The organism is Xenorhabdus miraniensis (assembly GCF_002632615.1).
In genome coordinates this window covers 107,355-119,853 of the sequence record NZ_NITZ01000011.1, presented here as the reverse complement: position 1 = coordinate 119,853, position 12,499 = coordinate 107,355, and the positions used below count along the sequence as shown (strand labels likewise).

Annotated in this window: 11 protein-coding genes; 10 read left to right on the top strand and 1 reads right to left on the bottom strand. The window is 45.2% G+C overall.

Features of this window, described 5'->3' with window-relative positions:
• The first annotated feature begins 45 nt into the window (after positions 1–45).
• The 6 genes from Xmir_RS12075 to Xmir_RS12050 all read left to right on the top strand — a co-directional run bounded on the left by Xmir_RS12075 (position 46) and on the right by Xmir_RS12050 (position 5,788).
• Positions 46–1,677 (top strand): methyl-accepting chemotaxis protein, encoded by a 1,632-nt coding sequence (locus tag Xmir_RS12075; protein WP_099114492.1) that lies wholly within the window; start codon positions 46–48, stop codon positions 1,675–1,677.
• 6 nt (positions 1,678–1,683) lie between these two features.
• Positions 1,684–2,568 carry a protein-glutamate O-methyltransferase CheR gene (cheR, locus tag Xmir_RS12070; RefSeq protein ID WP_099114491.1) on the top strand — a complete coding sequence of 295 codons (885 nt, stop codon included), beginning with the start codon at positions 1,684–1,686 and terminating at the stop codon, positions 2,566–2,568.
• Positions 2,565–3,617 carry a protein-glutamate methylesterase/protein-glutamine glutaminase gene (locus tag Xmir_RS12065; RefSeq protein WP_099114490.1) on the top strand — a complete coding sequence of 351 codons (1,053 nt, stop codon included), beginning with the start codon at positions 2,565–2,567 and terminating at the stop codon, positions 3,615–3,617. Before cheR ends, Xmir_RS12065 begins: the two co-directional genes overlap by 4 nt.
• Positions 3,618–3,699: 82 nt before the next feature.
• Positions 3,700–4,089, top strand: coding sequence for a chemotaxis response regulator CheY (cheY, locus tag Xmir_RS12060; protein WP_047965001.1), 390 nt, complete (start codon positions 3,700–3,702; stop codon positions 4,087–4,089).
• A gap of 9 nt (positions 4,090–4,098) precedes the next feature.
• Positions 4,099–4,755: a protein phosphatase CheZ gene (gene cheZ / locus Xmir_RS12055; RefSeq protein WP_047965002.1), complete on the top strand. Its 657-nt coding sequence runs from the start codon at positions 4,099–4,101 to the stop codon at positions 4,753–4,755.
• Positions 4,756–4,939: 184 nt separating this feature from the next.
• Positions 4,940–5,788, top strand: a complete 849-nt coding sequence (locus Xmir_RS12050; protein WP_167385974.1) for an alpha/beta fold hydrolase — start codon at positions 4,940–4,942, stop codon at positions 5,786–5,788.
• Here Xmir_RS12050 and Xmir_RS12045 read toward each other — a convergent pair.
• Positions 5,757–6,344, bottom strand: coding sequence for a recombinase family protein (locus Xmir_RS12045; RefSeq protein WP_099114489.1), 588 nt, complete (start codon positions 6,342–6,344; stop codon positions 5,757–5,759). The genes Xmir_RS12050 and Xmir_RS12045 overlap by 32 nt on opposite strands.
• Before the next feature lie 316 nt (positions 6,345–6,660).
• Here Xmir_RS12045 and Xmir_RS12040 point away from each other — a divergent pair, with 316 nt between their 5' ends.
• The 4 genes from Xmir_RS12040 (at position 6,661) to flhA (ending at position 12,447) form a co-directional block, all read left to right on the top strand.
• On the top strand, positions 6,661–8,037 hold the full coding sequence (locus tag Xmir_RS12040; protein ID WP_099114488.1) for an alanine/glycine:cation symporter family protein: 1,377 nt from the start codon (positions 6,661–6,663) through the stop codon (positions 8,035–8,037).
• Between the two features lie 91 nt (positions 8,038–8,128).
• Positions 8,129–9,004, top strand: coding sequence for a hypothetical protein (locus Xmir_RS12035; protein WP_099114487.1), 876 nt, complete (start codon positions 8,129–8,131; stop codon positions 9,002–9,004).
• Positions 9,005–9,200: 196 nt separating this feature from the next.
• On the top strand, positions 9,201–10,352 hold the full coding sequence (gene flhB, locus Xmir_RS12030) for a flagellar biosynthesis protein FlhB (RefSeq protein ID WP_099114486.1): 1,152 nt from the start codon (positions 9,201–9,203) through the stop codon (positions 10,350–10,352).
• Positions 10,345–12,447: a flagellar biosynthesis protein FlhA gene (gene flhA, locus Xmir_RS12025; protein ID WP_099114485.1), complete on the top strand. Its 2,103-nt coding sequence runs from the start codon at positions 10,345–10,347 to the stop codon at positions 12,445–12,447. The genes flhB and flhA overlap by 8 nt, the downstream gene beginning before the upstream one ends.
• The last annotated feature ends 52 nt before the right edge of the window (positions 12,448–12,499 follow it).

Sequence of the window (12,499 nt, the reverse complement as noted above, 5' to 3'; positions counted from 1 at the left end):
CGATAATCACGGCTGCATTATGCAGCCGTTAAACGAGGTGATTACATGTTAGGCAGGTTTCGCATATCAACCAGTTTGTATCTGTTATTGATGATGTTTTGTGTTATGCAAATTATTTCGAGTGGTTTGTCTCTGGGAATAATTCATACAGACCAGTCATATATCGAAAGAATTGATCTGGGAACTCAACGGAGAGATACCCTTGGCCTGAGTTGGGCGGCATTATTGCAAACACGTAACACTCTGAACAAAATCGCAATTGCCCAAAAAGTGGGGCAGTCACAAACGCAGATAGATACAATGGAGGCGTTACTTAAAAGCTCATTAAATGAAGCGGACAGAAGTTTTGCCAAATTCAGTGCATTACCCCGGATGGAACAAACGGATAATGGCGCAGAATTATTAGTTACGGTTGAACATGCTTACCAAGAATATATCAACGCGTTGAAAGAGCTCAAAACTTACCTCTATGAAGGAAACTTTCAGGCTTTCCTTGATCAACCTACAGAAGACTATCAGCGTAAGATGGAAATTGCATATAACAATTATATGCAGTACCTCGGGGCTAACATTAGCTCAGCGGTTTCTGATGGTGCGTTTTACTACAAAGTTTCCATTGCCATGTTCTTTGGCTCTATTCTAATGGTGCTTGTTGTTTCCATTTCAGCTCATTGGTGGCTACGACGTAACCTGCTAAGACCATTCTCAAACATGAGAGCTTGTTTTCAGGACGTGGCAGAAGGTCGCTTGGATAAAGAAGTTGCCGTTACGACCAATGATGAAATTGGCGATATTTTCAGAAAACTGCGCGACATGCAGAAATCATTAATCAAATCCATTGCTGCTGTGCGTGAAAATACCAACCAGATGTATTCAGGTATTCAGGAAATCACACAGGGCAATACAGACTTATCATCACGTACAGAAGAACAGGCGGCATCATTGGAAGAGACGGCTGCCAGCATGGAAGAACTGACCGTAACCGTCAAGCAGAATGCTGAAAATGCACGTCAGGCGAGTGAACTGGCAGTATCTGCCTCCGAAACGGCTTCAAAAGGTGGTGAATTGACCATCAGTGTTGTGGCAACCATGGATGCAATTGCCAACAGTTCAAAGAAAATCAGCGCCATTATCAGTGTCATCGATGGTATTGCCTTCCAGACCAATATCCTGGCATTGAACGCAGCCGTAGAAGCGGCACGTGCAGGTGAGCAAGGACGTGGATTCTCTGTGGTAGCAGGTGAAGTACGTGATTTGGCACAACGAAGTGCTGAGGCAGCAAAAGAGATCAAAACCTTAATCGATGAATCTGTCCACCGTGTTAATCAAGGCTCAGAGCTGGTGAATAACGCGGGCCATACCATGGATGAATTAGTCAGAGCGGTTAACCGCGTGACTGATCTGATGGCTGAAATCGCCGCTGCTTCTGATGAACAAAGCCGTGGCATTCATCAAGTTGCCCAAGCGGTTAGTCAGATGGATCAAGTCACACAGCAAAATGCGGCCTTAGTGGAACAATCTGCGGCAGCGGCGGCGGCACTTGAAGATAAGGCAGACATTTTGGTGAAAACAGTTGCTCAATTTGAACTGCCCAGAGGTTTGGAAGATGAGTATGATCATCAGGCCTCTTCTGCATCAAACATGACCGATGAGTATGTTGTAAGTCAATTACGCTGAGGTCAGATGAAATCCAACTTAATAGCTTCAGTTACTGATGCTACCGCACCGCTGAATTTTATGTTTCAGCGGCATGCTTTGTCAGATGCGCAATTTGAGCGTATCTGCCAGTTTATCTATCAACAAGCTGGCATTGTACTGGCAAAAAATAAACGTGAGATGGTTTACAACCGCTTAGTCAGGCGGCTTCGTGTATTGGGACTCGATAACTTTGGTGAATACCTGTCGATTCTGGAACAAGATAGCCGCAGCAGCGAATGGGAATCATTTATCAATGCGTTGACCACTAATCTCACGGCATTTTTCAGGGAAGCCCATCATTTTCCCATTCTGGCAACACATGCCAGCAGGAAAAATGGAGGAACATACCGCGTTTGGAGCGCAGCCGCTTCAACGGGGGAGGAGCCATATTCTATTGCAATGACCTTGTGTGATGCACTGGGGCATCGGTCAAATCGGATAAAAATCATTGGCAGCGATATTGATACCAGTGTGCTGGAAAAAGCACGGCAAGGTGTTTATCGACTGGAAGAATTACAGTATCTGAGCGAGAGCCAAAAGAAAAAATACTTTTTCAAAGGTGTTGGTCTCTTTGAAGGATATGCCCGGGTTCGCCCTTTACTGGCTGAAATGGTGAGTTTTCAGCACCTGAATCTCTTGGATTCAGAGTGGGCGCTCGAAGGTAAATTTGATGCGATATTCTGCCGCAATGTCATGATTTATTTTGATAAAAAAACGCAGGAACGGATCTTGCGCCGTTTTGTCAATTTCTTAAAACCGGATGGTTTGCTCTTCGCAGGGCATTCCGAAAATGTCACTCAAATCAGCCGAGAATTCTACTTGCAAGGACAGACCGTTTACGGTGTAGGTCGGGCAAGGAGGGGGTCATGAATAAAATAACTGTTCTTTGTGTGGATGATTCGGCGCTGATGCGCCAAATCATGCGGGAAATTATCAATAGTCACCCAGATATGGAAGTGGTGGATTGTGCGCCGGATCCATTTGTTGCCCGTGATTTAATAAAAAAACACAACCCGCAGGTATTAACATTGGATGTTGAGATGCCGCGCATGGATGGCATTGATTTTCTGGAAAAACTGATGCGATTACGTCCTATGCCTGTCGTGATGGTTTCTTCTCTGACAGCAAAAGGTTCGGAAATTACATTGAAGGCACTGGAACTGGGGGCAGTGGACTTTGTCACTAAACCCCAGCTGGGCATCCGCGAAGGTATGTTAGCTTATAGTGAGATGATTGCCGAGAAAATCCGTGCGGCGGCGCAGGCAAAAGTCAGTACCATGACACCTGAACCTGTGAATACAACACCATTGAATTTCAAGCCGTTATTATCCAGTGAAAAACTGATCGCCGTCGGGGCTTCGACAGGAGGAACCGAGGCCATCAAGAACCTGTTGCAATTCCTGCCAGTTACCAGCCCGGCGTTGCTGATTACACAACATATGCCCCCAGGTTTCACCCGATCATTTGCAGAAAGGCTCAATAAACTGAGTCAGATCACAGTTAAAGAAGCAGAGGATGGTGAGCGAGTTCTGCCGGGGCATGCTTACATTGCTCCAGGGGACTGCCATATGGAGCTTTGCCGCAGTGGTGCCAATTACCAAATCATGATAACCAATGCTCCACCGGTTAATCGCCATCGTCCTTCCGTTGATGTTTTGTTTCGTTCCGTCGCCAAATATGCGGGGCGTAATGCCGTGGGGGTTATCTTAACTGGCATGGGCAGTGATGGAGCCGCAGGTTTATTGGAAATGAAACAGGCAGGTGCTTATACACTTGCTCAGAGTGAAGCGAGCTGTGTGGTATTTGGTATGCCACGTGCCGCAATCCAACTGGGAGCGGTGGATGATGTCATGGATATTCAAAAAATCAGCAAAGCTATGCTGGCAAAAATCAGCGCAGGGCAGTCGATTCGTATTTAGTCGTTGTTATTTGATATTAATTTTTGCAGCGCCGTTTTTGCAGAACGGTGCTGTCAGGTAAGTGAAATTCCAAGGAGTTTTTATGGCAAGTAAGGATCTGAGATTTCTGGTGGTTGATGATTTTTCAACTATGCGCCGAATTGTGCGTAATCTACTGAAAGAGTTAGGCTTCAATAATGTCGATGAAGCGCAGGATGGGGCAGAGGCGTTGACCAAACTTCGTACTACTGAATTTGATTTCGTTATTTCTGACTGGAACATGCCAAACATTGATGGTCTCGAATTGCTGAAAACGATTCGCAGTGAGGAAAAACTGGCTGCCTTACCTGTTTTGATGGTGACGGCAGAGGCGAAAAAAGAAAACATTATTGCAGCAGCACAGGCCGGAGCCAGCGGTTATGTCGTGAAACCGTTTACTGCGGCTATTTTGGAAGAGAAACTCAATAAAATATTTGAAAAATTGGGGCTCTAAGGAGACAAAATGAGTGAAAATCCAGTCATGCCGAGAGATGAGGCGATCTCTACCAGCGAAATAATCAGTCGTATCGGGCAGTTAACGAGAATGCTGCGCGATAGTCTACGTGAACTGGGATTGGATCAAACTATTGCTCAGGCGGCTGAGGCGATCCCAGACGCGAGGGAGCGATTGAATTACGTTGTCCAAATGACGGCACAAGCGGCTGAAAGGGTGCTGAACTGTGTTGAAGTAGCGCAGCCCCGTCAGAACGAATTGGAGGCGTCGGCAAAAGATTTGTCCCAACGTTGGGATGAGTGGTTTGCAAACCCGAACAATTTGGAGCTGATGGATGCCCGCTCATTAGTCACAGACACGAGAAATTACCTGAATCTTGTGCCTGATTATGCCTCGTTTACCAATGCCCAATTGCTTGAGATCATGATGGCGCAAGACTTTCAGGATCTTACTGGGCAGGTAATCAAGCGGATGATGGAAGTCATTCAGGAACTGGAAAAACAGTTGGTCATGGTATTAATGGAGAATATGCCCTCTGACCAGATGGCTAAAGCGAAAAAAGAGAACGATAGTCTTCTTAACGGTCCTCAAGTTAACCAAAGTGGTACTGGTGTTATTGCCAATCAGGCGCAGGTTGATGATTTATTGGATAGTTTAGGTTTTTGATAACGAGCGATAGTGACTTAACGAACAGAATTCTTAATAGAACTTTCATCTTTTGATCGCGTTTGGGGGAGTCTGATGGCTAACCCAAACGTCTGCTTAGAAATTATTAGATTAGCTCACAGTGTTATCCCGTTGTTCTAGTGTATAAATATACAATAGTCCAAATCAAGCTGAGGAAAACATTGTGAAGTCGATTAATAAAATCATTAAGTTGAAAAATTCATTTGTATCTTACCGTAAAGAGTTCGGCGAAGATCAGGAAGCCAATAAAAATGCAGTTGTTTTTCTGCATGGCACAAATAGCAGTGGCAATAGCAGCTTTGGCGAAATAAAAAAAGCATTTATCGGTGATCGAACGGTAATTATTCCTGATTATGCAGGATGTGGTCATTCAGGTTTACCGTCAGAAGCCCTGACTATTGAACATCTTGCAGAGCAAATCGCTGTTGTGATAGAAGACAGCGGTGAGGTTCCTGTTGATTTGGTAGGGGTTTCTTTGGGAGCTGTAGTAGCTGCTGTTGTGGCAGCAAAGTATCCGCATTTAATCAATAAATTGATATTGACTGCACCGTGGGCAACAAATGATGATCCCCGCCATCAATTGATATTCAATACCTGGTTGCATTTGGAGCTGAATGATAAAGCGTCAGCAATGGCTTTTGGTTTATCCCATGCCTTAAGCCCAGAATTTATTTCCTCACTAGGGCATGAAACGATACAGAAAATCTGTTCTCAACCCGCAGAAAAAGCGATAGAAAAACGTATTGCCTTGGGATTAAACATAAATATAAAAGACTATTTGAATCAAATAGATAAAGATACTCTGGTTATTGGATTACGCCGAGATACGTTAATTCCACCTTATTTAGTGCGTGGAGTTTATAACAATGTGAAAAACAGTACATATAAAGAAATTAATAGTGGTCATGCTGTGCACATTGAAAAACCAACAGAATGGATTGATTTAATAAAAAACTTCACTTTTTCAACACCGCAGCTTTCTAATCAGGTAAATCATGAAATGGGGAATTAGCCACTTTTCCCACCGGCAAATACTTATAAATCGTTGATAACGACACATTGTAAATAATCGACAACTGTTTTCGGGTATGTCCTTTAATCAGCAACCTGGCGGCTTGTTGTCGGTCTTCCTCAGTAAACACCACCGGCCGCCCTCCTATTCGTCCTTGTTCCCGCGCTGCTGCCAGGCCTGCATTGGTTCTTTCCACAATCAATTCGCGCTCCATTTCTGCCAGTGCACTCATTACATGAAAGAAAAATCGTCCCATTGCGGTACTGGTATCAATACTGTCAGTCAGGCTTTGAAAATGAATACCGCGTTCATGCAGCTCTGAAATGAGCGTCACCAGATTTTTCACACTGCGCCCTAGTCTATCCAACTTCCAAACCACTAACGTATCACCGGATTCAAGATGTTTTAAAGCACGTTTTAGCCCCGGACGATTAGCGGTTTTCCCACTGATTTTGTCTTCAAAAATCAACTCACAGTTGATACTAACCAACGCATTTCTTTGTAAATCACTATTTTGGTCATTTGTTGACACTCTGATGTAACCCACTCTTGCCACTGAAAATCCTTTAGTTATCTAAGAAACTATTCATTTTATAAATAATACCTATTTATTCACTATAAAAAACCTTTAATTTCTTTAAAGAGAAGATAATAGTTTGTTTTAAGAGGATTAATATCAGAACGAGTGATGTAAGAGGAATTGTTATCAATAACATTGATGAAAAGTAACCAGAACGAGTGACCAAACTCACAGTATCAATTTTTTCTTGCCAATAATACTCAATTAGTCCTCGCTTATTTCTCCAAAATGCTCTTTATTTAATTGAAATAATTTTGTTGCTAACTTGTTATTTTAAATGCCGAGGGTGTATATGGAATTGATTACGCAATGGTTAGGTGCGGTAAACGGGATAGTATGGGGAGTTCCCATGCTCGTCGGGCTTCTGGGTATTGGTATCTTCATGCAAATTCGTCTGTCCTTTTTACCGATCCGTAAATTGGGCACCGGATTCAAATTACTCTTTCAAAAAAATGAACAACGAGGTGAAGGACAAATCTCACCTTTTAATGCGTTAATGACAGCTTTGTCAGCGACGATAGGGACAGGGAATATCGCAGGTGTAGCGACAGCTATTGTAATGGGCGGGCCAGGGGCGATGTTCTGGATGTGGATGACCGCACTGGTCGGCATGGCGACGAAATATTCAGAAGCGGTACTGGCAGTGCGTTTCCGTGAAACCGATAAAAATGGTAATTACGTTGGCGGCCCGATGTATTACATCAAAAATGGTTTGGGAAAAAAGTGGGTTTGGCTGGGAACGCTCTTCGCCTTTTTCGGCAGTATTGCGGGTTTTGGGATTGGCAATACAGTACAAGCCAACTCCGTTGCTGATGTATTGCAAAGTAATTTTGGTATTGAAAAAACCATAACTGCCGGGATTCTGGTTATTTTGGTTGGTGCAGTGTTGATTGGTGGCATCAAACGTATTTCTGACGTTGCAGGTAAATTAGTACCTGTCATGACAGTGGGTTACTTTGGTGCAGGGATTATTGTTCTGGCCCTCAATGTGACAGCGATTCCAGAAGCGTTTGCTTTAATCATCAAATCCGCTTTCACCCCGGTTGCAGCACAGGGTGGATTTGCGGGTGCAGCAGTTTGGGCGGCGATTCGTTTTGGTATTGCTCGTGGAGTATTCTCTAACGAAGCGGGAATGGGAAGTGCACCTATCGCACATGCAGCGGCAAAAACTCAAAACCCAATTCGTCAGGGCTTGATTGCCATGCTGGGAACCTTTATTGACACGATCATTGTTTGTTCCGTTACAGGTTTAACTATTGTTATTACCGGTGGCTGGCTGACAGGTGAAACAGGCGCAACACTGACCGCATCTTCCTTCTCATCTGTGATCCCGGGAGGTAACTATATCGTTGCCGTTGCCTTGGCGATTTTCGCCTTCACAACTATTTTGGGCTGGAGCTTCTACGGTGAGAAATGTATCCAATATTTATTGGGGCCAAAAGCCATAGTGCCTTTCCGCATTGCTTGGATTATCGCGTTGCCGATTGGCGCTACTCAGTCGTTGACCTTCGTCTGGTTGCTGGCAGATACCCTTAATGCCATGATGGCAATCCCGAACCTGATCGCGGTTGCTATGCTCAGCCCGGTTGTCTATCGTTTGACGAAAGACCATATCCGTGATGTTAATGCCGATAGCTTTGATATTAAACCAGTGGTGAAGGCAGATTAATGTTGGCTGATATTGATGTTGGCTGATAAGGGGCAGGAGAGATTAACAAATCTCTCTAAGAGAGAGTTATCTTCTGATTAGGAGTAACAAATTGTTAAGCTACAGAAAATTAATTCCCGTCATTTTGATGGCAATATGGCAGATGACTGAAGTGCAGGCAGCTCCTCTGGAGTTACCTATCTCATGGGATAAGTTTTCATCGCCGATTATCACACTGGAATTTGATGGAAAAGTGCATGCTTTAACGCTTGATACAGGATCAAGAACAGGGCTTCACTTATTTAAAGAGATAGCCAACGATATAAAGTCGCTAAAATTTACAGGTCAAAAGAGACGTTCAACGAATATTCTTGGAGAAGCGAAAGAAGACGCACAATTTATAATTAAAAATGTCACGGTGAATGGTGAACCATTTCATAACATTGAAGGTGTCGAATTTGCTCCATGGGGAGTAACGTTATCAGGGAAAGAAAAGCCTCCGGAATATTCAGTGATCGGCCTTGGTTTCTTTCACGATCATCGGCTCCTTATCGATTACGGCCGTATGAAATTGACTGTCATTGATAAAGACACAAATTTAAATTCCTGGATCGATCCAGACTGGGTTGAAGTTCCTTTTCAGTTATCGGAAGAAGGATTAATACTTACTGTTGAGGTGGGTGGTAAAAAGCGCGATCTGGTGCTTGATACAGGCGCAACGATTTCGATAATAAAGTCAGATCGAGTTCCAAATCCGCAGGACACCGTTGCCTGTAGCAGTATTTACCCGGCACTCAGTGATGAGAAGTGTACTTTCATCCCGATGGAAGTCCTTCATTCAAAAAATAAAGATAAAATATACGCGATGATATTGGATAATATTAATGCCTCATTTACTAAGGACGGGTTGCTTGGAGGTGATTTTTTCAAGAAACATGCTGTTTTAATTGATTTCGTGCAAAAGAAGTTATTCTTGCGGCAAATTTAAGGCATATAACCTGTTCTAACCATACCGGAGGCTGGATGCCTCCGGCGCTCTCATAATTCCCCAAATACCCCTGCAAATTTCGCAGTGTTCCCGCCATTGAATTTCTGGGCTTTTGTCATGCTTAACACAATTTTATTTGCCCTTTTCCAAAGGCAAATTTTCTGCATGCAGTAACGAATGCTCACCAAGGAAAGCCGTGGCTGAAGATAGCGATCTCGAAAAAACCGAAGAACCCACGCCCCATAAACGGGAAAAAGCCCGTAAAGATGGGCAAATTGCGCGTTCCAGAGAACTCACTTCCATCCTGATGTTAGCTGGAGGCGTAAGCCTGCTCTGGATGAGCGGACAATCAATCACCCATGATCTTTCCCTGATGGTGTTTGAAGGATTCAATTTTGATCACAATATGGTCAGTAATGACAAACAGATGGTGCAACAAGTTGGCCGATTGCTGAAACAGGCGGTCTGGGCATTGCTGCCAGTTTTTGTCGGGTTAGTTTTAATTGCGCTCAGCGCACCCGCTTTAATGGGCGGGCTGTTATTCAGCTCAAAATCCATCAAATTTGACCTGGCTAAGTTGAATCCCATTTCTGGCTTGAAGAAAATCTTCTCCATGAATGCGTTGGCAGAACTGTTCAAAGCCATCCTGAAAGCATCATTGGTGGGAAGCGGTGCCGCGCTGTTTATCTGGTTGAATTGGCCTGCCATGCTCAACCTGACTGCCCAGCCTCCGCTGATGGCGTTGAGCGATGCGATGATGATGCTGATTTTTGCCGGCTATGTTGTCTTATTTATGCTGATACCGATGGTGGCGTTTGATGTGTTTTATCAAATTCGCAGCCATTTGAAAAAGTTGAGAATGACTCGTCAGGAGATCAAGGATGAATTTAAGGAACAAGAAGGGGACCCGCATGTAAAGGCAAGGATCCGTCAACAACAGCGAGCGGCTGCGCGTAAACGCATGATGGCGGATGTGCCAAAAGCTGATGTCATTGTCACCAACCCAACCCATTACGCTGTTGCCTTGCAATACGACAGCAAAAAGATGAGCGCCCCTAAAGTGTTGGCAAAAGGGGCAGGGCTTATTGCCTTGCGCATTAAAGAAATCGGTGCTGAAAATCGCATTCCGTTACTGGAAGCTCCACCTTTGGCGAGGGCGTTATTTCGTCATGCTGAGGTAGGCGGCTTTATTCCTGCGGCGCTCTATGCTGCTGTCGCAGAAGTGCTTGCCTGGGTTTACCAATTGAAACGTTGGAAACAGGAAGGTGGCCTGAAACCGAAAAAACCTGAAAATCTGCCAGTGCCGCCAGCACTGGATTTCGCTGGAGAAAATAATCGTCATGGCTAATCTGGCCTCATTACTACGTTTATCGGGAAATCGTTTACCGGGGAATATAAAAGGCTCCCAGTGGCAAATGCTTGCGGGGCCTGTTTTGATTCTCATGATCTTGTCGATGATGGTACTGCCGTTGCCACCATTCCTGCTTGATCTGCTATTCACTTTCAACATTGCACTTTCCATCATGGTTTTGCTGGTGGCGATGTTCACCCGTCGGACGCTGGACTTTGCCGCATTCCCGACAATTCTGCTGTTCTCAACCTTACTGCGTCTGTCACTAAACGTCGCTTCCACACGAATTATCCTGATGGAAGGGCATACTGGCTCTGCGGCCGCGGGGCAAGTCGTGGAGGCCTTTGGTCACTTCCTTGTCGGTGGTAATTTTGCGATAGGTATCGTGGTTTTTGTTATCTTGATCCTGATTAACTTTATGGTTATTACCAAAGGTGCAGGGCGTATCGCAGAAGTCGGTGCGCGTTTTGTGCTGGATGGAATGCCCGGCAAACAAATGGCGATTGATGCTGACCTGAATGCCGGATTGATCGGCGAAGATGAGGCGAAAAAACGTCGTGCCGAGGTAACACAGGAGGCGGATTTCTACGGCTCAATGGACGGTGCGAGTAAATTCGTGCGCGGTGATGCGATTGCCGGATTGATGATATTGGTGATCAACGTGATCGGTGGTTTGATTGTCGGTGTTGCCCAACATGGTTTGGCTCTGGGTGATGCAGCGGAAGCTTATACCCTGCTGACTATCGGTGACGGATTGGTTGCCCAGTTACCTGCATTGATCATCTCTACCGCAGCGGGCGTTATTGTAACTCGTGTAGCGACTGATGAAGATGTTGGTCAGCAAATGGTGACCCAGCTTTTTAACAATCCCAAGGTGATGATGTTAAGTGCTGGTGTACTTGGCTTACTCGGCTTGGTGCCGGGTATGCCTAACTTTGTCTTTTTATTGTTTACGGCGGCATTGGCAGGCGTGGGTTATTTCCTATTGCGTAAGGACAAAAATCCGCTTATGGCACAACATGAAGAGATGAAAGTGGTAGAAGAACAACAACAAACCGCAGAAGCATCATGGTCTGATGTGCAATTGGAAGATCCGCTGGGCATGGAAGTTGGCTATCGTTTGATCCCGATGGTGGACTTCCGCCAAAATGGCGAGTTGCTTGGTCGTATCAGTGGTATTCGTAAAAAATTCGCGCAAGAAGTGGGATATTTGCCCCCTGTCGTGCATATTCGTGACAACCTTGAATTGGCACCAGCCAGTTACCGTATCATGATGAAAGGTGTCGAAATTGGTCGTGGTGAAGCTCATCCGGGCCGCTGGTTGGCGATTAATCCGGGCGGCGCTGTAGGTGAACTACAAGGGGATTTGACGACAGATCCGGCCTTTGGTCTGGCGGCAGTCTGGATTGATGACAGCTTAAGAGAACAGGCACAGGTACAAGGTTATACCGTTGTAGCAGCCAGTACCGTTGTGGCGACTCACCTTAACCATTTGCTTTCCCAGCATTCCAGTGAACTCTTTGGAAGACAGGAAGCACAGCAGCTGTTTGAGCGTGTCAGTCAGGAAATGCCGAAATTGACGGAAGATTTCATTCCTGATGTCGTCAGCCTGACAACGCTGCATAAGGTTCTGCAAAACCTATTGGCAGAACAAGTGCCGATTCGTGATATGCGTACCATTATTGAAACGCTGGCAGAACACGCACCGGTACAGAAAGATCCGTATGAATTAACGGCGATGATCCGAATTGCACTTGGCAGGGCGATTGCTCAGCAATGGTTCCCGGGAGCGGATGAGATCAAAGTGATTGGCCTGGATGCCGGTCTGGAAAGATTACTGCTGCAAGCGCTGCAAAATGGTGGCGGTTTAGAGCCGGGCTTGGCTGAAAGTCTTGAACGTCAGGCGGCAGAAGCTTTGGAGCGTCAGGAAATGTTGGGTGCACCACCAGTGCTATTGGTAAATCACGCACTGCGGCCGCTGCTTTCTCGCTTCCTGCGCCGTGTATTGCCGCGCTTGGTTGTATTATCTAACCTTGAAATCACCGACAATCGTCAAATCAGAATGACAGCAACGATTGGCGGTACGAGGTAGTATTGGCAGAAACTTTGTTTTGAAGTGAAAGAATAATGAATATAAGGTGATC

What these genes read in the sequence shown, in the direction of transcription:
- Xmir_RS12075 (WP_099114492.1), top strand. Translation starts at nt 46, where the DNA reads ATGTTAGGCAGGTTTCGCATATCAACCAGTTTGTATCTGTTATTGATG.
- cheR (WP_099114491.1), top strand. Translation starts at nt 1,684, where the DNA reads ATGAAATCCAACTTAATAGCTTCAGTTACTGATGCTACCGCACCGCTG.
- Xmir_RS12065 (WP_099114490.1), top strand. Translation starts at nt 2,565, where the DNA reads ATGAATAAAATAACTGTTCTTTGTGTGGATGATTCGGCGCTGATGCGC.
- cheY (WP_047965001.1), top strand. Translation starts at nt 3,700, where the DNA reads ATGGCAAGTAAGGATCTGAGATTTCTGGTGGTTGATGATTTTTCAACT.
- cheZ (WP_047965002.1), top strand. Translation starts at nt 4,099, where the DNA reads ATGAGTGAAAATCCAGTCATGCCGAGAGATGAGGCGATCTCTACCAGC.
- Xmir_RS12040 (WP_099114488.1), top strand. Translation starts at nt 6,661, where the DNA reads ATGGAATTGATTACGCAATGGTTAGGTGCGGTAAACGGGATAGTATGG.
- flhA (WP_099114485.1), top strand. Translation starts at nt 10,345, where the DNA reads ATGGCTAATCTGGCCTCATTACTACGTTTATCGGGAAATCGTTTACCG.